The sequence below is a fragment of the Corynebacterium ulcerans genome, assembly GCF_000767685.1.
Classification (GTDB): domain Bacteria; phylum Actinomycetota; class Actinomycetes; order Mycobacteriales; family Mycobacteriaceae; genus Corynebacterium; species Corynebacterium ulcerans.
In genome coordinates this window covers 152050-171520 of sequence record NZ_CP009622.1, presented here as the reverse complement: position 1 = coordinate 171520, position 19471 = coordinate 152050, and the positions used below count along the sequence as shown (strand labels likewise).

The window sequence follows — 19471 nt, the reverse complement described above, 5'->3', positions numbered from 1 at the left end:
GACATTCGGTGCCGTACTGGGTGTTTAGTCGGTTAAAGAACTATGTCAAAAACCGGGATCGCCAAGAAGTAGGTCACCAAAGTAACCAGAATGATTCCGATCAAGTTCAACCACACGCCACCCTTAACCATGTCGCCGATCTTTACAAAGCCAGAGCTATACGCGATTGCGTTGGGTGGGGTTGCCACCGGAAGCATAAACGCACAGGTCGCTGAGAGCGCAACCGGGATAGTGAGCAGAAGAATATTCTGATCACCATTCGCATTCAGCCCAATGCCCACTGCCACACCGGCCATAATCGGCAGGAAGGTCGCCGCAGTTGCAGTATTGGACGTAAATTCCGTGAGGATGAGCACCAGCGCAGCAATAGCGCCGATGAGCAAGATCAACGGCAAGACTCCCAGACCCTTAGCTGTCTCACCAATCCACAGAGACAATCCCGACTCCGAGAACATCTTGGACAATGCCAAGCCGCCACCGAACAACAACAGCACATCCCAAGGAAGCTCATTAGCTGTCTTCCAATCCATCAAACGGATACCCGTCTTACGATCCGCAGGGATCAGGAACAGCAGCATCGAGGCAACCAAACCGATCACAGCATCTGCAATGGAGACCTTCCATCCCATCCACTTAATAACCAGCGGAACAAAAACCCATGCAAGGGCTGCACCCGCGAAGATGACAGCTGTGGCGGCTTCACCAAACTTCATCCGGCCCATCTTGTGCAGCTCTTCCTTGATCATCTCTCGACCACCAGGAATCGTGTCCACTTCCGGCTTAAATACGGTCACCAAGATGAACCACGCGATGACCATATACACCAAGGCAAGCGGCACACCTACGAGCATCCACGTGCCAAACCCAATGTGAACATCATGGTTTTCCGCCATGTACGCCACCAGCAGCGCATTCGGAGGCGTACCAATGATCGTTCCCAATGAGCCGATCGAAGCAGAATAGGCGATGGCCAGCATCAGGCCCGTGGCAAACTTCTTCTGCGCACGCATTCCGCCAACAGATTCCGCAGTGAGTTGAAGAACAGAAACGCCAATGGGAAGCATCACTACGGCCGTTGCGGTGTTAGACACCCACATAGATAAGAACCCAGTCGCCAGCATAAAGCCAGCGACAAGCTGTTTGGGCTTAGTACCAACCAGCAGCACCACGCTCAAAGCCAGACGACGGTGCAGATTCCAACGCTGCATCCCGAGCGCCAAGATAAACCCACCCATGAACAAGAAAATCGTTGGCGAGGCATACGGTGCCGAGATCTTAGAAAACTCAATGACCTGCAGCAAAGGGAACGCAACCAGCGGCACCAGAGCCGTAGCCGCCAGAGGAATGGCTTCAGTCATCCACCACGCCCCCATCAAAACCGCAATAGCGGCTGTAATCCTCAATGCACCGTGAGTATAGGAACCCTTAGAATCTGCAGAGCTCACCACGTCTACAGAAGACTCAGGGAAAATCAGATACACCAACGCTGCCAACGCCAGACCGACAAAAAGGCCAATAATCTGGCGACGGCGTTCACTTTGATCGCGGACTTCTGCGTCTTCAGCCAACGCGTGTTCTGAAGACTCATGTGTAATGGGGGTACTCACGGACTCACTTTCCAGCTAGTTCGCGCACATTCAGTGCAAAATGATCAGCTTCTCCACCATCTGGGTGCACGATTATCACGGTGATGTGAAGAAAGACACTCAGTAATCTACAGTGACAAGCCGCAATCTTTACCCCCTATAAGGGAAGTCTTTCCCAAAAATTCCAAGACGAATCCGTAAAAATCGCTTCACCTGCACAAATACCACACTTGCATAGGTTCGGCACTCCCCCATAATGGGGAATGCTCGCTAGATAACACATAAGTGGAGGTTTTCTGCGACAAAAACAGGCAGGAAGGATAACCCCAAATGAACGTTATAGTGGGCGCTGCCACAAGCACAGGGTTAGGGCTTGCGGCTAGGCCCTGTGGCTAGACCTTGTGTCGTTTTTGAGAACGCTAGAGGTTGTCCAGCTACAAAACGCCAAGACGAGGACATGCTGCGTTCTCAAAAACGACAAACGGGTAAGAAGAAGAGGACAAAAGGCGGGATAAAAGTCCTTTGCTTTAAGCACACATTTTGCCCCTTAGCCCCAAAAGGCAAGCACCCAGGCGATCCCAGGAACACAAAGAAACCCCAGCCCACACATACTGTGAGCTGGGGTTTTAATCGTGCGCCCGGAGGATTCGAACCCCCAACCTTCTGATCCGTAGTCAGATGCTCTATCCGTTGAGCTACGGGCGCAAGTTCCACCAGGCCCGGTGAAACGCTCCCACCGAAGTGAGAGTGAGCGGAGACGAGAGGATTTGAACCTCCGGACCTGCGCAAACAAGTCAACTCCTTAGCAGGGAGCCCCATTCGGCCGCTCTGGCACGTCTCCAGCGATTCCGTTTAAAGAATCTCGCCCAATACTAATCGCGAACGGCGTTTTAAACAAAACGCAAGGCCAGTGAACGAAATTCCTAGCCAAGGGATAAACTAACGCCATGATCCGAGAAGACTTAGCACAAATTCCCACGTACGTTCCAGGGCACCATGCAGACCATACGTTAAAGCTTTCTAGCAACGAGGTCGCTTTCGGCCCGCTTCCTGGCGCAGCGGAGGCAATGGCAAAAGCCGCTACCACCGTTAATCGTTACCCCGACATGGGCGCTGAGGAGATTAGAAAACGTCTGGCTGAGCATCTCGGTTTAGGTACCCAACAAGTGGCAGTGGGCTGCGGTTCTTCCGCTCTCTGCCAGCAATTAGTTCAGATTTCCGCCGGGCCAGGCGATGAGGTGATTTTCCCTTGGCGCAGCTTTGAGGCCTACCCCATCTTTGTGCATGTGACTGGCGCTACGCCGGTAGCCGTACCACTTAAAGAGGGCTTCAACGATCTTGACGCCATGGCCGCAGCCATCACGGAAAATACTCGGCTCATTTTCGTATGCAACCCCAATAACCCAACGGGCACCCTCATCTCTCAAGACGCATTCCTAGCGTTCATGAACAAGGTCCCAAGCAATGTGCTTGTCGCGCTTGATGAGGCCTATATCGAGTACGTCCGCGCAGAGGATACGCCTCTTGCTACAGAGCTTATCGACGCCTACCCCAACCTCGTAGGCCTCCGAACCTTCTCTAAAGCTTTTGGTTTGGCAGGCATTAGAATCGGTTACGCTTTTGGCTCCCCTCGCCTCATTGAAGCGCTCAATAAAGTCGCTCTCCCCTTCGGCGTGAACGCCGTTGCTCAGGCGGGTGCAATCGCCTCATTAGAAAACCTCGACGAGCTCATGGAACGCACTGAAGAGGTCGTGACCAATCGCGACCGCGTAGCTGACCATGTTGGTGCAGGCCACTCTCAAGCCAACTTTGTGTGGATCCCCGCCGATTCCCGCCCAGAATCCCCCATGGAAATAGCTGAGCAGCTCCGCAACCATGACGTGATCGTCCGCGCATTCCCTGAGGGGGTCCGAATCACCGTGACCAATAGCGAGGAAACCGATCGCCTTCTTGCTGCCTGGAATGCAAGTTTCTCATAGCAGCGGTGTAGGCAAGTAGCAGCATGAAACCCTAGCCTCAACGAGAGGACTGGGGTTTCATCTTTGGCGGAGACGCAAGAATTACCCCCTCCGGCGCGTGCCATATACGTGCCATAAGTGAACAGGAAACACCCCGGCGCGCAAAACTCACTACGCACCCCTCGGGCGCAACCCTCAGGTCTTTACCGTGGCCATGATCTCACGTTGTGCCCCGCGTGCACGAGCATGGCCTTATACCAAGCAGAAATGCTAGGGCAACGCTACAAAATCAAAACCACCATTCGGGCAATGGACGTCCTGCTACCAAACGTCCACACTGGGCACGATTCATAACACAATCACAGCAGCTCAAGAAAATATTTTGGGCCAGTGTAAAAAATGGCCCACTCCCCTGACGCAAAGAAATCGGCAAACAACCAGAAATCGAATAGGAACATGACCACATACACCGCCAAAGCCTTCCGAGAGGAAGGCTGGTGGGGGGTTCAGCTAGAAGAACGCCCCAGCATCCTTACCCAAACTCGCCGCCTCGACCAGATCCCAGACATGGTACGTGATGCTCTGAAACTTTTCCCCGAAATAGAGCCCCACCCTGAAACCGCCACCATCAACGTCGTCGTTGTGGGCGACATCGAGTCACAGGTGGCAGAAGCTCTTGATCTGCGTAGCCGTGCAGCAAAAGCACAGGAAGAGGCGACAGCATCTATGCGTTCCACGGCCAAAGCGCTTCACGATCAAGGACTCACATATCGAGACATCGGCCAACTACTCGGCGTCACCCATCAGACTGCGAAGAACCTCGCTACCGCTTAGCTCTGGGTTAAGTAGCAAAAAGAAGAAACCGCAGGTCACTCACAACCTGCGGTTTCACTACCGGCGGAGACGCAGGGATTTGAACCCTGGGATGGTTTCCCATCGCTGGTTTTCAAGACCAGTGCATTCGGCCGCTCTGCCACATCTCCATCGTGTTCGCGCGCTTAACGCGTGCCAACAAGTTAAGGAGTCTACCCGAAGTAGGCGAATTTCTTTAAAGTGGGTGGATATGAAGGCAATCATCATCGATGAGAACAAGCAATTGTCGTATCAAGACGTCGCCGATCCGCAGCTAGAATCTGGTTGCGCCCTGATTCGGGTTAAGGCCAGCGGGGTTAACCGCGCAGACCTACTACAGGCTGCGGGACATTACCCGCCACCTCCCGGAGAGTCGGAGATTCTGGGACTTGAGTGCGCTGGCGTTGTGGAAGATCCAGGCGATACTTCGTGGAAGAAGGGCGACAAGGTCGCCTGTCTTTTGGCTGGTGGCGGCTATGCGGAGCTCGCTGTGGTTCCTGAGGGACAACTCATGCCGATTCCTACTGGTTATTCCTTTGCCGAGGCCGCGGCGATCGTTGAGGTCGCGTGTACCGTGTGGTCGAATATCGGCATGCTGACTGGTCTCAAGCCGGAGCACACGATCCTCATTCATGGCGGTGCCGGCGGAATCGGCACGTTTGCTATTCAGATGGCTAAACATATCGGCGCCACGGTAGCGGTCACGGCGGGTTCCGCGGAAAAGCTTGAGGTGTGTCGCGAGCTCGGCGCGGACATCCTGATCAATTATCGTGAGCAGGATTTCGCGGAGATTCTCAAGAACAAGTGCGACCGCATCTTGGACATCATGGGAGCCAAGTATCTTGACCAGAATGTCCGTGCGCTAGCCATGGATGGGCACCAGGTCACCATCGGAATGCAGGGCGGGGTGAAGGGCGAACTGAATATCGGCCGGTTGCTGAGCAAACGCGGGACGATCTCGGCCACCGCTTTGCGTGCGCGCGACCGCTCGGATAAGGCTCGGATAGTCGCTGACACGGTGAAGAATATCTGGCCGTTGCTGGAATCTGGCAGAATCGTTCACCGCATTCATGCCGCGATGCCGCTGTCGGAGGCTCAGAAAGCCCATGAGCTGCTGGATTCCGGCGAGGTGTCCGGCACGCTTGTATTGCTTGCCGACGCCACCAGCTAGGCCAAGCTCGCCACAACGCGAATAAGCTGATCCACATCCGCGACCGTGTTGTAGGGCCCTAGTCCCACGGAGATGGCCCCCTTGGTGTCACCAATTCCCATTGCTGTCAGGAGGGGGTCTGGCTCGGCTACCGTGGTCACCAGCCCATTGTTTATCAGCCGTTGCTGGATCATGTCGGCTGGAACACCGTTGATGCAGAAAGTCGCGTGTGGGATCCGGTCCACATCTGACCCCGCGGCGGCTTCACCGGTCACGCCGAAGACGTGGGTGTTGGGAAGCGACTCAATGGAATCCACAAGGTAGGTCCCCAGCCACCCCAGATAGTTTGCTGCGGACTCCACGCCCTGTGCCAGGCGATAGCGGCGGGTTCCGCGTGCGTCTTCGTCGAGGTCTGCAAGGTGGTCTACGGCTGCGGGCACACCAGCGGCAAGACCAGCGGCAACAGGCGTATCAAAAGCTTCCATGTCTATGCGGGGGAACATCATGGTGTCGCGGAATGCCAGGGCGGCGACTTGGGGGCCACCAAAGGCAACGCAGTCCACGCTTATGATGTCCGCGCCTAGGGCTTCCAGAGTGATGGGGCGATGTCCGGCGAGTGGGGTGGCGTCGACAAGCACCCACGCGCGGGAGGAATCATGCACATGCTCCGCGATCTCTAGAACGGGGTTAATCGTTCCTACTTGGCGGCTCGCGGCGGAGAGCGCAACGACGCGGGTGCTGCCATCGACAAGCTTGGCAAACTGCCACGCAGGCACCTCACCTGTGCCCAGATCCGGCTCCGCCCAACGTATTTCTGCATCAAGGTCAAGGCCACAGGAATCTGTGCGTGAAAACACAGCGGAAGATCCACGCCGCAGCAACGGCCGCAACGCGCGAGACAGCCGGGCAAAAAGCACATCAAGGCTCGGGCCAAGAAGCACAGCTTCCGGTGACGTTCCCGTCATATCTGCAATTGCCATCCGCGCCGAATACAGGTGATCGTCGGCAATAAAACGCCCCGCACGCTGTAATAGAGCATGCGATCCCCCACCCCGCTCTATTTCTGCTGCCAGTGGTGCACTGCGAAAACCTCGGGAAACGGCAGACGACACCCGTTCCGGGATTTGCGGTTGCTCTTGTGCATTGAGATAAGTCCACGTACCGCTCACGGAGGTGTAAGCACCTCTCACACGAGCTACATCAAACGCCATCTCTCACTCCCTGAAAGTTCCAGAGCATCGCTTAAAAAATACGCAAAGCAACACCACTGCAACGGAAACAACTGCTAATTTCATCCCAACGAACTCACTTATTATGCCTGCCGGATTCATTCCGCGCACCAACCCAGCTAGGGTAGGTATTCGTGCAGGAACAGACCAAAGTAAATAATCCCGAGAGTCTCGAGTCGATGATCGCTCGTATCACGCATGTGGACGACGTTGACCCCAAGCCATCGCGGTCCAAAACCTTGGCAGCCGCATGGTCTGATCTCGTCCGCGGATTCAAGCAACACGAGCTCTGGCTACAGCTCGGATGGCAAGACATTAAGCAACGCTACCGCCGAAGCGTCCTAGGCCCATTATGGATCACCATCGCCACTGGTGTCATGGCCCTTGCCCTCGGGTTGCTTTACTCTGTGCTGTTCAAGATCCCTGTCGCCGAGTTCCTCCCCCACGTCACCGTGGGTCTTATCATGTGGAACTTCATTTCCGGATGCATCAAAGAAGGCTCCGAAGTCTTTATCACCAATGAGGGGCTGATCAAACAACTCCCCTCTGCCCTTTCAGTACACGTGTACCGGCTGGTATGGAAGCAAACGCTCTTCCTCTTCCATAACATGGTGATTTGGTTCATCCTGATGCTCGTGTTCCCACGCCCTTTGGGCTGGGACATCCTCCTAGGAATCCCGGCCATCGCATTGCTCGTGGTCAACGGCGTATGGGTGTCCATGTTCTTTGGCATCATCGCTACCCGCTACCGTGACTTTTCCCCTCTTCTTGAGGCCCTCACGCAGCTCCTGTTCTACGTCACCCCCATTGTGTGGACCACGCAGACCCTCTACGCACAAGGCGGAGCTGTTTCCGAACGCGCCAAACTAGCTATGCTCAACCCCCTTTATCACTACATGGAGGTTGTTCGCGCCCCCCTGATCGGCGCCCCCATCAACCCATTGAACTGGTACGTTGTCATCGGATGCACCGTCGTGGGCACTTTCCTAGCCATGCTTGCAATGAAGCAGTGGCGCTTCCGTGTGAGCTACTGGGTATAGAAGGAGTACAACACCATGGTTTCCATTGATACCTATAACGCCTGCGTCGACTTCCCCATTTTCGACGCCAAGTCGCGTTCCATGAAGAAAGCCTTCCTCGGCGCTGCCGGCGGTGCTATCGGACGCAACAAAGACAACACCGTGGTCGTGGAGGCGCTTCGCGACGTCAACCTGCATCTCAAAGAAGGCGACCGCATCGGCCTCGTAGGCCACAACGGCGCCGGTAAATCCACACTGCTCCGGCTACTCTCCGGCATTTATGAGCCCACACGCGGCTCAGCTCATGTCCGCGGGCGCGTCGCCCCTGTCTTTGACCTCGGCGTTGGCATGGACCCGGAGATCTCGGGGTTTGAAAACATCGTGATCCGCGGCCTGTTCCTGGGGCAGACGCGCAAGCAGATGAAGCAAAAAATGGATGAAATCGCCGAGTTCACCGAACTAGGCGATTACCTGGCCATGCCGCTACGCACATACTCCACTGGTATGCGTATTCGTCTTGCTCTCGGGGTAGTCACCTCGATTGAGCCCGAAATTTTGCTTCTCGATGAAGGCATCGGCGCCGTCGACGCCGCCTTCATGGCGAAAGCCCGCGAACGCCTCTCCGACCTCGTACAACGATCCGGCATCCTCGTCTTCGCATCGCACTCTAACGACTTCCTCGTTCAGCTCTGCGACTCCGCGCTCTGGATCGACCACGGAACGGTCAGGCAGGCAGGTGCCGTCGACGACGTCGTAGAGGCTTATGAGGGCAAAGGGGCCGCAGACCACGTGAGGCGCCTGCAAAAGCGCATCCGCGAAGAGTCCAGCAAGTAGGTTTCTTGTCGTTTTTGAGAACGCTAGAAAATCTGTCCTGGGGTTTTCTCAGCGATGCGACCGCTAGCGTTCTCACAACGACTAACCCGGCGCCCCACGTTATCGAGCAGGTTCCACACGAGAGGCGCTACCGTAGTACTCCAGATAACCGCAGCTATCACATCCGTGGGGTAATGCACTCCCATGGTCAGCACCACACCGGCGATACCTAGGGCAGCGCAAAGCACGAAAAGGGCCCGTAGAACCAACGGCAGCCGCGCCCCTACGGTAAGCATCAGCATCATTGCCAAGGCCGTCACATACGTCGTGTGCCCGCTGGGGAACGACCAATCTCCCGGAGTCACGGGGATGGGATTGGAAAGCATCTCTGAGCTGGGCCGAGGTCGCTCGATAAGCATCTTGACAAAGACTACGGGCACCCATGTGACCGCAATGGCCACTGCGCATTGCAGCCCTATCCGGACTTGTTTGCACGCAAGGCCTACGAACGCAGAAACAACCAGCGTGATTACCAGCGCATAGGCGGGCTCCAGGCCATAGTAAAGAGCATCCACGAGGGTCCCAACAGCGCCTTTTCGTTGGTCGTTCATGGCTTGGGTGATAAAAAGATCGCTGGTTATCGGCTTAATTATAAAGCCCATGATCACCACAGTGAGAACTCCGAGAACCGCAATCCACCATCGCTGCGCACTTATTGCTTCGCCCCACGGGCGAGAGGGCGGTACTACGTGAGTTTCCGCTGCCATTGTTTTTTCCACTCCAAGAGATGTACTCCCCGCTTCTGTGCGTTTCCTCCAAACACTATGGGAAAACCGTGGACAAATAGCACAACTTCCCAGCGGACCGCCGGGAAGTTTTCTCTCATTAGCTCTTGTAAGCGGCCGCAATAGTGTCCGCGTTGTAGCGCAGCGCGCCGGTGTAGGTATCCGCAGGCGCTGTGGCGCCGAGTGAGTCACTGTAGAGTTCTGCGCTACTGACAGTAACTTTTCCGCCCTTAGCTGCCACGTTTTCTTCCAGGGACTTTACTGCCTGTGGATTCGCGGAGGCGTCTTGGAAAATGACTGGAACTTTGTGCTCCACGATGAACTCGGCTAGGTCGTTCAGCTCAGAAGCAGACCTTTGCGCATCCGAAGTCACAAAGTCAGTCGCCTTAATTTCTAAGCCAAACTGCTTGCCAAAGTAACGGAAGGCATCATGGCCAGAAACTAATGTGCGCTGGTCAACAGGGATCGTGTTGATCTTTTCCTGCACATAAGCTTGAGTCTCGTCGATCTTCTTGTTGTAGTCTGCGCCGTTGGACTTGTAGGTATCGGCTTTGTCGGGATCTGCCGCAGACATCTTCTTTACTATCTGATCGACGACGAGTTTCCAGTTATCCGTGGAATTCCATACATGCGGATCCCAAGCCCCATGATCGTGACCCTCGTGGTCATGTCCCTCATGATCGTGCTCGTCGTCATGTTCATGGTCACCATCTTCATCCCACGGCAACAGCATATTCTCTGGAATCTGCTCAGCCAGCGCGATTTGCTTGTCTCCCAGGCCTTTAAGCTGGTCAATCATGTTGGCTTCCATACCCAAGCCGGACCAGAACACCACGTCGGCTTCCTGCATAGCCTTCACATCCGAGGTGGAAGGCTGGTAGGTATGAGGATCGCCGCCAGGTCCCACCATCACGGTAAGGTTCGCGTCGGGAGCCACATTTTTAACGGCGTCTCCGATGTATCCGGTGGTGGCAAAGATCTTCAGAGAAGAGCTATCCTTCGCCGGTGCTGCTTCTTTGTTTTCGGCAGCGCATGCAGAAGTGGCTAGCAAGCCCACTACTGCAATGACGGCACCTGCGTTTCGGAAAAATGAGCGATTCATACAGCCACTATAGGAACAGAAATTTTTACCCCGCTAAATGAAAATACCTATCTTCAGCGAGCTGCACATAATCAGTTTTATTTTTCAATAAGTCTCCCTCATGTGTGTGAATGGGCAGGCTAAACAACGTCCGCGCGGATGCGAGCCTCTTTGCGTTTGCGCAGCACACGAACACCGACCCAGAGGGCAAGAAAAATGAGACCATCCACAAAGGCCATCGTCGGAGACGTTGCGGCATCGATCCGATAGGCCACCCAAAAACCAACCTGCGAGCTGGCCGCGGCGATCACCAATGTCACCACCACCATTACCGTCTGTGAGCGGGTGACCATCAGCGCTGCTGCAGCTGGGACAATCATCAACGCCACGGCCAAAACCGCGCCAGCAGCATCAAAAACCACCACAATGGTCAGAGATACCAACACCATGACCAGGTAATTCAACAAACGAGTCCGAATCCCCACCGTTACGGCAAAGGTGGGGTCAAAAGTAGAAATCATCAGGGGTCTACGCGCCAACACGACAACGGCCAATGCAACGAGCCCCACTATGCCTATCGTCCATGCGCTCTTCGGGCCAAAATCGATTCCCCACGCCACCCAGTGATTCAGCGCTGCAATGTTGAGGTCTCCGACCAGCACGGTGTGTTCCGAGATCGTCGAGGTATTAAAGCGCGTAGAGATGAGGATGACACCAATGGCAAAGAATGCTGGGAACACCAGGCCAGTCGCGCTGTCTTCCGTAACCTTCTTCCGGTCACGAATCCACTCGGTGAGAGCAATCACCGCAACGCCGCTTAACGTCGCGCCCACCAGCAAGAGCGGGTCGTCCGGGGACGCGGTCCAAAGCGCCGCCACCGCGATGCCGGGCAAAACGGCGTGAGAGAGGGCGTCGGAAAGCATAGCTTGCCGACGCAACACCAGCACGATACCGGGGATCGCCGCGGTCAAAGACACGACGAGCGCCAACACAGAGACAGATGCTGCGAAACTCATCGGACCACCGCCACGCGACGAGGGGAAGCCACAAGGGCCACGATCACAAAGGCCGCAAGCACCAAGACGATCACCGGACCCGTAGGCACTTTACCTGCGGAAATAGAGATGTATGAGCCGACAATTGCAGACACCGCGCCGATCAAGCCAGACACCACAACCATCTGCCCTACCGTCCGAGTCCACTGACGCGCAGCCGCTGGAGGAAACACAGCAAAGGCGATCATTAAAATCAGGCCGACCGCTTTGACCCCAATCACAATCGCAACCACGACCAATAAGAAAAGCACATGCGATATCCATCGCGGCATGCCCGAGACCTGCGCCAAAACTGGGTCAAAAGTGACCAGCGTAAAAGGCCGCCACAGAATGACCATCAGCAGCAGAATCGCTATGGCCACCACAAGCAGGGTCTTTACATCCAAGTTAGTCAATGTGGCTGCGTTGCCAAACATCAGCTCTTCAATTCCGCCCTTGCCTCGAATATGACCACGTTGGATCACCTGAAGCACTATCAGGCCACCACCCAGGAACAGTGAGAGCATGACCGCCATCGTTGAGTCAATGCCAATACGAGTGCTCTCAGCGACCGCATTAGCCAACACCGCCGAAGCCAACCCCGTGATCATTGCTCCGATGGTGATCACGGGCATCGAGCGGGCATCGATACCCCAGTCAGCGAGCAGCTGTGACTCGCTTAGCCACGGCGTGGTGGCAAAGAAAAGAAAAGCACCCATTACACCGGGAGTCGCAGAATGACCGATCACGTCACTCATCATGGACTGTCTGCGCAGGTACAAAAACGTTCCCATTGCCCCTGAGCACAAGCCAATGAGCAGCGTTCCCCACACCACCCGCCGGTAGGAGAACTCGGCAAGAAAATCAATAATGCTCATAGCAGCCCCAGGCCAAATGCAGCGTTCACGGTCTCCCTGGTAAACGCTTCTTCTACAGTTCCGGTTGCCACGATCCGCCGATTGATAACGGTCACGTGATCACAAAGCTCTGCCACGGTAGACAAATCATGATGGACGATAACCACCGATTTTCCAGCCTCACATAAACCATGCAAGACATCGCGGATCACGCGTTCGCTGGCGGCGTCGACACCGGCGAAAGGCTCATCCAACAGGAAGATGTCGGGATTTTGCACCAGAATCCTTGCCACAAAGACCCGGCGGCGCTGGCCGCCAGACAGCTCGGAGATATGGCGCTTAGCCAGATCAGCGATACCCACCCGTTCAAGGGCATGCCGAACCTCCTCCCGATGCGCGCTGGTGAGACGCTTGAACCACCCCACGCGGGAATAGAGGCCCATACCCACCACCTGCTCCACCGTGATGGGATAGTCCCAGTCCACGTCAGCAGATTGGGGCATATACGCAACGCGATCGCGCACGTGAGAAAGAGGTTGGCCAAAGAAGGAGACCTCACCATCATGATCTACGAGATCGATCGCAGATTTGATAAGTGTGGATTTCCCTGCCCCGTTGGGTCCAATAAAACCCATCACGGCACCGGCGGGAACCTCAATACTTGCGTTTTCCAAGGCCACTGTCGGCCCATAGCTCACGCTGATACCCGCCATTGTCAGTGCCGGTCCCACTAGATTGGTCACGTTGCCCCTCTATCCTCAATCACCACATGCGAGTGAAAATCACTACCGACTGCTACTTTACTGTCTCCAACTACTTGGTCAGAGCCGCCTTAATAGCATCAGCGTTGTACTTTAAAACACCCAGATAAGTATCGGTGGGAGCCGATTCTCCGAGGGAATCCGCATAAAGCTCTTTATCCGAGACCTCAACGTTCCAGCCTTTTGCTTTCACTGTCTCTTTCAGCGAGTTAATAGCTTGAGGGTTGGCCAAATTATCCTGGAAGATCGTCGGTATTTTCTTTTCTGCGATGAACGTACCCAGTTCTGCCAACTCAGTAGGAGACATCTCCGACTCCGAGGTAACAAAATCCGTGGCGTGGATCTCCAAGCCGAACTGCTTGCCAAAATAGTTGAAGGCATCGTGTCCAGTAATCAAGATGCGCTTTTCCGCAGGGATGGCGTCGATTTGCTCCTTGACATAGGCCGCGGTCTCATCGATCTGCTTTTTATACGTTTCAGCATTCTTTTTGTAGGTCTCCGCGTTTTCTTTGTCTACCTCGGAGAGCTTCTTCACGATCGCATCCACAACGTACTTCCAATTTCCCGTGGAGTTCCATACGTGCGGGTCCCAGAGCTTTTCACCGTTATCGCCGAGCTCAGGCCATTCAAGACGCTCAGATTCCGGTATCGCTTCCGCCACCGCTGCTTGTCGGTCCCCCTGTGCAGCCAGCTCGTCCAGCATTTTGGCTTCCATATGCAATCCTGACCAGAGGACAACATTGGAAGTCTTAATCTTGGAAATATCCTGCGTGGTGGGCTGATAGGTGTGTGGGTCGCCGCCAGGCCCCACCATCACAGTCACATCGGCGTCGGGGGCAATATTTTTCACGGCATCGCCGATATAACCAGTGGTAGCAAAGACGGAAAGGGCGCCGGTTTTTGCTTCGTTAGTCTTTTCGCTGGAGCACGCGCTGAGCCCGCTTATTAACGTCAGTGCCGTGAGTGTGGAGACCGCCGCACGGAGAAAACCGCGCCGGCCATAGCGAGAGAATTCCTTAGTCATGAGTACGGATCCTATTACCGTTCTGCACTGCCGGATAGCTTTTTCTTTGCTTACCCTTAGTTAGTTTTCCCAACCCTTATAAAACACCTCGCCAGAAGCTGAAAATAACCAACCCAACATGCCGTTTTTCAATTCAATGCCAATAGCCTAGAGGTACATATCACAACCAAAATTGGGCAATTCCATCACAGCACTCGACACGGTCCCCTCGCCCCGCGCAGACTATGCCACAATAAAACCCATGCCTATCGCTTCTACTGGTCGCATCGCGGCTGTCATTGTTACCCACAACCGCGTCGAACTGTTGCAGAATTCCTTGAAGATCGTTGCGCAACAGACGCATCCCGTGGATCACATCATCGTTGTAGATAATGGTGACGACCCCGCCGTCGAAAGCTTAGTCACAGATATCGCCAGCGAGCGCGCCGTCTACTTAGGAAGCAAACATAATCTAGGCGGCGCTGGCGGGTTTGCTCTTGGCTTTCTCACAGCACTGCGATTAGGAGCCGACGCAGTCTGGTGCGCCGACGACGACGGCCAGCCGGAAGACGAAAACGTTCTGGCAACGCTCTTACGCGTAGCGGAAAAGTACCAGCTTGATCAGGTCTCCCCCGTCGTTTGCAACGCAGAAAAACCCGACCAGTTGGCCTTCCCGCTGCGCCGTGGCACCACCTGGCGCAGGTTCCGTAGTGAGCTCGGCAGCGAGGACTTTTTGGCAGGCATCGCCTCGCTCTTCAACGGCGCTTTGATCTCTGCCGATGCCATGCAGCGCATCGGTGTCCCCGATCTGCGTCTGTTTATTCGAGGCGATGAAGTCGAATATCATCGCCGCCTGGTGCGCTCCGGGCTCAAGTTTGGCACCTGCCTCACCGCCGCATATCTCCACCCGGACGGCTCGGATGAGTTCAAGCCGATTCTTGGTGGCCGTATGCACACGCAGTATCCCGATAACGAGGGAAAACGATTCTTCACCTACCGCAACCGCGGGTACCTCATGAACCAACCCGGCATGCGCCGGCTTCTCCCCCAGGAGTATGCGCGCTTTGGATGGTTCTTCCTTATCCAGCGCAAAGATCCTCGAGGATTTGTGCAATGGCTCAAACTCCACCGCATGGGCCGCTCGGAGCGTTTTGAACGGCCTTAGCTACTTAAAGATAAAGATGCGCTGAACAAAGAAGTTAATCACGGTAGCTGTCCCCTGCGAGATCACGAAAGCAATAACGAGGGCAATCCGCTCGCTCAACCCGTAATGAGTCATAAGCGAGAAGAGCAGCGCATGCCCGCCCACGTTAACAAAGTAAGTAATCGTATACAGCGCAGCCACCTGCAAGAATCGCTTGGTCGACGCCTCAGCCTGGAAGGTCCAGCGTCGGTTGATCAGGTAAGCAGTAATCGTGCCAAAAATAAAGCCAATGGTGCGTCCACCTGCAGCCGAGAACCCAAAGACGATCTGGCATAGATAAGTCAATCCGAGGTCTACGACTGCGGAGATTCCTCCGGAGATGATGAACTTAATGCCTTGAGATGCCACGCTCTCCGAGGAGGGACGGATAGTCACGTTGGGAGCGTCATTTGCGCCGGTGTTGGAATTAGCCACGAGGCGCGATTTTACCTCTTCCGAAGCAATTCCCGGTAGATATCAATTCTTTCCACAGCAGATAGCGCGTGAGCACCACAACCACCGAGCGCTTCTAGCTTGCTTATCGACGCCCCGCATAACTCACGAATCCGCTCGTCCGTCAGGTTTTCTCCCCAGCCCAGCTTCCGCATAAGCTGTCCGGCCACCCGCAATCCCAAGTCTTCACCGCCCAGGCACGCCATCCCAATCACGCATGACCACCATGCATCCCGCGCCTGACGCGATTGCTCCACAGGCAGAGCATGCAGACCGGGCACCGCGTGATGTGGCTCGTCTTCAAGCCCTAGCGCCTGAAGGAGCGGAATCAGCCCAGTTTCCTGGGTGCGTTGAATAATGGAGACAACTTCCTCATGCGCGTGAGACAGTCCTCCAATAGCCATATTGATCCGGGCCGTGTCCACTGGTGCATCCGGTTCATAGAGGTTCCCGCTTCCTCCCAAGCACAAGGCCTCTGGAGTGGAAGATTCACGGGACGATGTCCCCAGAATTGAAAGGCGTACTCGCCACAGTCCCCAGTCGTATTCGAGCTGCCCGGCGCGAATCGCAGCAACGTGCGCGTGAAGGCAGTCGTTCATCGATACCTGCTCGCCACAGCGATAAAAGGATTGTGGTGAGGCGGAATCAAAACCAAAACACGTCTTGATAACCTCAGCGACCCCCGCAAGCTTCAGCGTGTCCCTCACACCGATAACTCGATGCAGTCCCCCGGCTGCATCGATAACCTTAAGCTGTAAAAGTATTACCCGGGCTCGTCTGCGTCGAGCAACAGTCTGTACACGGCGCAGACGTGCCTCGTTTATCGAGATCACTCCGTTACGCCGTATCACATTGCCCAGCGTAGCGATTTTTATCAGAGCGGTAACGGCCGAGGGTCAGAACCAAACGCTTCCTTGAGATACGCACGGCTTCTGCGCACAGATTCTATGTCGAGCCATTGTTGCATCCAGCCAGCTACTGCGCTGGCCATCATCCAGGCATCCCGCGCCTGAGGCTCTCCCCGATATGCGTCACGGAAATCCTCCGGAGAGATGTCCGCGAGGGCCTCAAAACGCGGGACGACGAGTTTCTCGTTCTCCGTTTTTGCTCGTGCAGCTTCCTTCTTGATGGCATCGAGCCCTGCCTGAACTGCTCCTGCAACGTCGTCAAGATCGATACATTCGACGTCTACTAATGCGCGAGCTTTATCGTTCAGGGGAAGGGCCATTGTTCCTACAAGCAGGTCCGGAAGCCTATCGACGGGCGTAGCTTCCCCCGCCCCAAGCATCCATGCCCCGGACATAAGACTAGTGGGATAGTTGGGGTCCGTATGCACGTGCCAAAGCACGACGGTGTGATCCGGAGCCTCCCCGAGGACGTCGATAATGCTAATCACTGCGAGTCTCCGGAAGAAACGAAAACCAGCGCTGCCCCGAGAACCCCGAGGAGCGTATGAGGCTTGGAAACACCGCGCCGACGCAAAAATGCAACGACCTTTTTGTTGATCGTTCGGTCTACTTTATTGATCCCGATGAACACCAGCAGTAGCAACGCAAAAGCAGTCCACGTAGCAACCGGACCAAATTCTTTAGGCTCATCTCCCTCCAACTTTTCGCGCACACGCGCAGCAATCACGTCGGGGTCATTGTCCGGATCTTCATCTTGTGTGTTTGCGTACAATGCAACGCTTAATAAGGAACCGAGAATGACAGTGTTAATAACCCATCGGCATGCTTTATTGTGCACATAATCCGGCAAAGCTGTGACTAGTCCTACCGCCATGGCCTGGGAGATACGGCCTGTCATGGTGTCATCTAAGGGGTTTGCGTTTCTGGCACGCTGCTCAGTAGTGGTGTCCTTCATATACTCCAGAGTAGCGAAACCCACAGGAGGTACAGTGACTTCTATGTTTGGATTCCTCAAGAAAAAGAAGGCCGTGGAAACGCATATCGCTGCGGAGCAGACAAATACTCCCATGGATTCGCGCATGACACTGCTCATGGCTGAAGAGATCCCTATGCTGGATAGTGCTTCCCGAGTGCGGGTCTACCAAATCCTTGAAGAATACGATGGCCCTCAGATCACATCGCAGGAAGAGCTCCCTCAGGAAATCCGAGACATGATGGACCTCTAAACACCTTAAACGCGTTTTAGTGAGGAAAACCACCCTTTCCAGCACGCTTAGACGTGGTCACATTCGGAAGTAAACGGGTACGGTGGTTAGACGATGACGAGCGCCAAGGGCACGTCCAGCACCGCAGCTTCGAGCGGTGTCTCCGGAGCCTTACACACAGAAGCCATGAAACTCACCGGCTGGGGACGCACTGCCCCCACGACCGCAGAGGTCCTCGCAACTCCAGATTTGGAGACCATCGTCAAGGCCGTGCGCCAAGTCGCCGAGCAAAATGACTCCAAGCCAGACTATCTCCGCCGTGGCGTAATTCCTCGCGGCATGGGTCGCTCCTACGGCGACCCTGCACAAAATGCTGGCGGTCTTGTCATTGATATGCAGCCTTTGAACAAGATCCACTCTATTGATCCAGAGACCGCCATCGTCGATGTCGACGGCGGCGTTACCCTTGACCAGTTGATGAAGGCAGCTCTCCCCTACGGGCTGTGGGTTCCTGTTCTGCCTGGCACTCGCCAGGTCACCATTGGCGGCGCTATTGGTCCAGACATCCACGGAAAGAACCACCACTCAGCTGGCTCTTTTGGCGATCACGTCACCTCCATGGAGCTACTAGTTGCCGATGGCCGCATCCTGCACCTTGAGCCAGAGGGCTCCGCAGACGACCCAGATGGCTCTATCTTCTGGGCAACCGTTGGTGGCATGGGCCTCACCGGCATCATTGTCCGTGCGAAGATCCGCATGACCAAGACTGAGACTGCGTACTTCATTGCAGACGGTGACCTCACCGCTAACCTCGATGAAACCGTGGAATTCCACTCCGACGGATCCGAGTCCAACTTCACTTATTCTTCTGCATGGTTCGATGCCATCAGCCCAGAGCCCAAGCTCGGCCGTGCCGCCATTTCGCGTGGTTCGCTGGCAACTCTTGCTCAACTAGAAGAGCTCTCTCCCAAGTTGGCTAAGGACCCGCTGAAGTTCAATGCTCCGCAGCTGGTAACAGTGCCGGACATTTTCCCGTCCTTCACCATGAACAAGCTGTCAATGATGGCGATCGGTGAACTGTGGTGGCTCAAGTCCGGTACCTACAAGAATAAGGTGCAAAACCTTACCCAGTTCTACCAGCCGCTCGACCTCATCGGCGAGTGGAACCGTGGTTACGGTTCCAAGGGCTTCCTGCAGTACCAGTTCGTCGTTCCGCGTGAGGCCGTCGAACCGTTCAAGGATATCGTCCGTGATATCCAGCGTTCCGGCCATTACTCTGCTCTCAACGTGTTCAAGCTCTTCGGAGAGGGCAACCGCGCACCGTTGAGTTACCCGATGCCAGGCTGGAACGTCTGTGTAGACTTCCCAATTAAGCCAGGCCTGGGCAAGTTCCTCGATGATCTCGACCGTCGCGTCATGGAGTTCGGTGGACGCCTTTACCTGGCCAAAGAGTCCCGCACCAGCGCCGAGAATTTCCACTCGATGTACCCGGGCATGGAAGGCTGGCTCAAGACACGTAATGCGATCGACCCCACCGGCGTCTTCGCTTCCGACATGTCCCGCCGCCTCGAGCTGCACTAATCCGCCGAAAGAA

The 19471-nt window shown here is 55.2% G+C and carries 20 protein-coding genes and 3 tRNA genes; 8 read left to right on the top strand and 15 right to left on the bottom strand.

Annotation, left to right across the window (positions count from 1 at the left end):
• Positions 1-32: 32 nt before the first annotated feature.
• The 3 genes from CULFRC11_RS00820 to CULFRC11_RS00810 form a co-directional block, all read right to left on the bottom strand.
• Complete coding sequence (locus CULFRC11_RS00820; protein ID WP_023634911.1) at positions 33-1607, bottom strand: SLC13 family permease; 1575 nt, start codon at positions 1605-1607, stop codon at positions 33-35.
• 612 nt (positions 1608-2219) lie between these two features.
• Positions 2220-2291: transfer RNA gene (locus CULFRC11_RS00815), tRNA-Arg, on the bottom strand.
• 47 nt (positions 2292-2338) lie between these two features.
• Positions 2339-2427 (bottom strand) — tRNA-Ser (locus CULFRC11_RS00810).
• Positions 2428-2533: 106 nt separating this feature from the next.
• Between CULFRC11_RS00810 and hisC the strand changes: the two genes are divergently transcribed.
• Both hisC and CULFRC11_RS00800 read left to right on the top strand, forming a co-directional pair.
• Positions 2534-3565 carry a histidinol-phosphate transaminase gene (gene hisC, locus CULFRC11_RS00805; RefSeq protein ID WP_023634910.1) on the top strand — a complete coding sequence of 344 codons (1032 nt, stop codon included), beginning with the start codon at positions 2534-2536 and terminating at the stop codon, positions 3563-3565.
• Between the two features lie 435 nt (positions 3566-4000).
• Positions 4001-4378: a hypothetical protein gene (locus CULFRC11_RS00800; protein WP_023634909.1), complete on the top strand. Its 378-nt coding sequence runs from the start codon at positions 4001-4003 to the stop codon at positions 4376-4378.
• Positions 4379-4442: 64 nt separating this feature from the next.
• On the opposite strand, the gene CULFRC11_RS00795 is transcribed toward CULFRC11_RS00800, so the two are convergent.
• Positions 4443-4527: transfer RNA gene (locus tag CULFRC11_RS00795), tRNA-Ser, on the bottom strand.
• Between the two features lie 80 nt (positions 4528-4607).
• On the opposite strand from CULFRC11_RS00795, the gene CULFRC11_RS00790 reads away from it, so the two are divergent.
• Complete coding sequence (locus CULFRC11_RS00790; protein ID WP_031269858.1) at positions 4608-5567, top strand: NAD(P)H-quinone oxidoreductase; 960 nt, start codon at positions 4608-4610, stop codon at positions 5565-5567.
• On the opposite strand, the gene CULFRC11_RS00785 is transcribed toward CULFRC11_RS00790, so the two are convergent.
• Positions 5564-6757, bottom strand: a complete 1194-nt coding sequence (locus CULFRC11_RS00785) for an aminotransferase class V-fold PLP-dependent enzyme (RefSeq protein WP_023634907.1) — start codon at positions 6755-6757, stop codon at positions 5564-5566. The two genes, CULFRC11_RS00790 and CULFRC11_RS00785, sit on opposite strands and share 4 nt — an antisense overlap.
• Positions 6758-6909: 152 nt before the next feature.
• Here CULFRC11_RS00785 and wzm point away from each other — a divergent pair, with 152 nt between their 5' ends.
• Both wzm and wzt read left to right on the top strand, forming a co-directional pair.
• On the top strand, positions 6910-7815 hold the full coding sequence (gene wzm, locus CULFRC11_RS00780; protein ID WP_038620280.1) for a galactan export ABC transporter permease subunit Wzm/RfbD: 906 nt from the start codon (positions 6910-6912) through the stop codon (positions 7813-7815).
• Between the two features lie 15 nt (positions 7816-7830).
• Positions 7831-8628: a galactan export ABC transporter ATP-binding subunit Wzt/RfbE gene (wzt, locus tag CULFRC11_RS00775; protein ID WP_013910566.1), complete on the top strand. Its 798-nt coding sequence runs from the start codon at positions 7831-7833 to the stop codon at positions 8626-8628.
• A gap of 23 nt (positions 8629-8651) precedes the next feature.
• Here the strand turns inward: wzt and CULFRC11_RS00770 are convergent, their stop codons facing one another.
• The 6 genes from CULFRC11_RS00770 to CULFRC11_RS00745 form a co-directional block, all read right to left on the bottom strand.
• The gene (locus CULFRC11_RS00770; RefSeq protein WP_052099790.1) at positions 8652-9374 is read right to left on the bottom strand and encodes a phosphatase PAP2 family protein; all 723 of its coding nucleotides are present in this window, start codon (positions 9372-9374) and stop codon (positions 8652-8654) included.
• Between the two features lie 118 nt (positions 9375-9492).
• Positions 9493-10494 (bottom strand): metal ABC transporter solute-binding protein, Zn/Mn family, encoded by a 1002-nt coding sequence (locus CULFRC11_RS00765; protein ID WP_023634906.1) that lies wholly within the window; start codon positions 10492-10494, stop codon positions 9493-9495.
• 119 nt (positions 10495-10613) lie between these two features.
• Positions 10614-11489, bottom strand: a complete 876-nt coding sequence (locus CULFRC11_RS00760) for a metal ABC transporter permease (protein ID WP_023634905.1) — start codon at positions 11487-11489, stop codon at positions 10614-10616.
• Positions 11486-12385, bottom strand: a complete 900-nt coding sequence (locus tag CULFRC11_RS00755; RefSeq protein ID WP_023634904.1) for a metal ABC transporter permease — start codon at positions 12383-12385, stop codon at positions 11486-11488. The genes CULFRC11_RS00760 and CULFRC11_RS00755 overlap by 4 nt, the downstream gene beginning before the upstream one ends.
• On the bottom strand, positions 12382-13107 hold the full coding sequence (locus CULFRC11_RS00750; RefSeq protein WP_023634903.1) for a metal ABC transporter ATP-binding protein: 726 nt from the start codon (positions 13105-13107) through the stop codon (positions 12382-12384). The genes CULFRC11_RS00755 and CULFRC11_RS00750 overlap by 4 nt, the downstream gene beginning before the upstream one ends.
• 70 nt (positions 13108-13177) lie before the next feature.
• Positions 13178-14149 carry a metal ABC transporter substrate-binding protein gene (locus CULFRC11_RS00745; protein ID WP_023634902.1) on the bottom strand — a complete coding sequence of 324 codons (972 nt, stop codon included), beginning with the start codon at positions 14147-14149 and terminating at the stop codon, positions 13178-13180.
• A gap of 241 nt (positions 14150-14390) precedes the next feature.
• On the opposite strand from CULFRC11_RS00745, the gene glfT1 reads away from it, so the two are divergent.
• Positions 14391-15293: a galactofuranosyltransferase GlfT1 gene (glfT1, locus tag CULFRC11_RS00740; protein WP_031269855.1), complete on the top strand. Its 903-nt coding sequence runs from the start codon at positions 14391-14393 to the stop codon at positions 15291-15293.
• On the opposite strand, the gene CULFRC11_RS00735 is transcribed toward glfT1, so the two are convergent.
• Genes CULFRC11_RS00735 through CULFRC11_RS00720 form a run of 4 tightly spaced genes read right to left on the bottom strand, consistent with a single transcriptional unit; the run spans position 15294 to position 17627 of the window.
• On the bottom strand, positions 15294-15746 hold the full coding sequence (locus CULFRC11_RS00735) for a GtrA family protein (protein ID WP_014835718.1): 453 nt from the start codon (positions 15744-15746) through the stop codon (positions 15294-15296).
• A gap of 11 nt (positions 15747-15757) precedes the next feature.
• Positions 15758-16615: a hypothetical protein gene (locus CULFRC11_RS00730; protein ID WP_023634900.1), complete on the bottom strand. Its 858-nt coding sequence runs from the start codon at positions 16613-16615 to the stop codon at positions 15758-15760.
• Positions 16616-16638: 23 nt separating this feature from the next.
• Positions 16639-17160 carry a hypothetical protein gene (locus tag CULFRC11_RS00725; RefSeq protein ID WP_023634899.1) on the bottom strand — a complete coding sequence of 174 codons (522 nt, stop codon included), beginning with the start codon at positions 17158-17160 and terminating at the stop codon, positions 16639-16641.
• Positions 17157-17627, bottom strand: a complete 471-nt coding sequence (locus CULFRC11_RS00720; protein ID WP_031269852.1) for a hypothetical protein — start codon at positions 17625-17627, stop codon at positions 17157-17159. The genes CULFRC11_RS00725 and CULFRC11_RS00720 overlap by 4 nt, the downstream gene beginning before the upstream one ends.
• Positions 17628-17670: 43 nt before the next feature.
• Here CULFRC11_RS00720 and CULFRC11_RS00715 point away from each other — a divergent pair, with 43 nt between their 5' ends.
• Positions 17671-17898 (top strand): hypothetical protein, encoded by a 228-nt coding sequence (locus tag CULFRC11_RS00715; RefSeq protein WP_031269850.1) that lies wholly within the window; start codon positions 17671-17673, stop codon positions 17896-17898.
• Positions 17899-17991: 93 nt separating this feature from the next.
• On the top strand, positions 17992-19458 hold the full coding sequence (locus CULFRC11_RS00710; protein WP_023634896.1) for a decaprenylphosphoryl-beta-D-ribose oxidase: 1467 nt from the start codon (positions 17992-17994) through the stop codon (positions 19456-19458).
• Positions 19459-19471: the final 13 nt, after the last annotated feature.

What these genes read in the sequence shown, in the direction of transcription:
- hisC (WP_023634910.1), top strand. Translation starts at nt 2,534, where the DNA reads ATGATCCGAGAAGACTTAGCACAAATTCCCACGTACGTTCCAGGGCAC.
- CULFRC11_RS00800 (WP_023634909.1), top strand. Translation starts at nt 4,001, where the DNA reads ATGACCACATACACCGCCAAAGCCTTCCGAGAGGAAGGCTGGTGGGGG.
- CULFRC11_RS00790 (WP_031269858.1), top strand. Translation starts at nt 4,608, where the DNA reads ATGAAGGCAATCATCATCGATGAGAACAAGCAATTGTCGTATCAAGAC.
- CULFRC11_RS00785 (WP_023634907.1), bottom strand. Translation starts at nt 6,757, where the DNA reads ATGGCGTTTGATGTAGCTCGTGTGAGAGGTGCTTACACCTCCGTGAGC.
- wzt (WP_013910566.1), top strand. Translation starts at nt 7,831, where the DNA reads ATGGTTTCCATTGATACCTATAACGCCTGCGTCGACTTCCCCATTTTC.
- CULFRC11_RS00770 (WP_052099790.1), bottom strand. Translation starts at nt 9,374, where the DNA reads ATGGCAGCGGAAACTCACGTAGTACCGCCCTCTCGCCCGTGGGGCGAA.
- CULFRC11_RS00765 (WP_023634906.1), bottom strand. Translation starts at nt 10,494, where the DNA reads ATGAATCGCTCATTTTTCCGAAACGCAGGTGCCGTCATTGCAGTAGTG.
- CULFRC11_RS00760 (WP_023634905.1), bottom strand. Translation starts at nt 11,489, where the DNA reads ATGAGTTTCGCAGCATCTGTCTCTGTGTTGGCGCTCGTCGTGTCTTTG.
- CULFRC11_RS00755 (WP_023634904.1), bottom strand. Translation starts at nt 12,385, where the DNA reads ATGAGCATTATTGATTTTCTTGCCGAGTTCTCCTACCGGCGGGTGGTG.
- CULFRC11_RS00745 (WP_023634902.1), bottom strand. Translation starts at nt 14,149, where the DNA reads ATGACTAAGGAATTCTCTCGCTATGGCCGGCGCGGTTTTCTCCGTGCG.
- glfT1 (WP_031269855.1), top strand. Translation starts at nt 14,391, where the DNA reads ATGCCTATCGCTTCTACTGGTCGCATCGCGGCTGTCATTGTTACCCAC.
- CULFRC11_RS00720 (WP_031269852.1), bottom strand. Translation starts at nt 17,627, where the DNA reads ATGAAGGACACCACTACTGAGCAGCGTGCCAGAAACGCAAACCCCTTA.
- CULFRC11_RS00715 (WP_031269850.1), top strand. Translation starts at nt 17,671, where the DNA reads ATGTTTGGATTCCTCAAGAAAAAGAAGGCCGTGGAAACGCATATCGCT.
- CULFRC11_RS00710 (WP_023634896.1), top strand. Translation starts at nt 17,992, where the DNA reads ATGACGAGCGCCAAGGGCACGTCCAGCACCGCAGCTTCGAGCGGTGTC.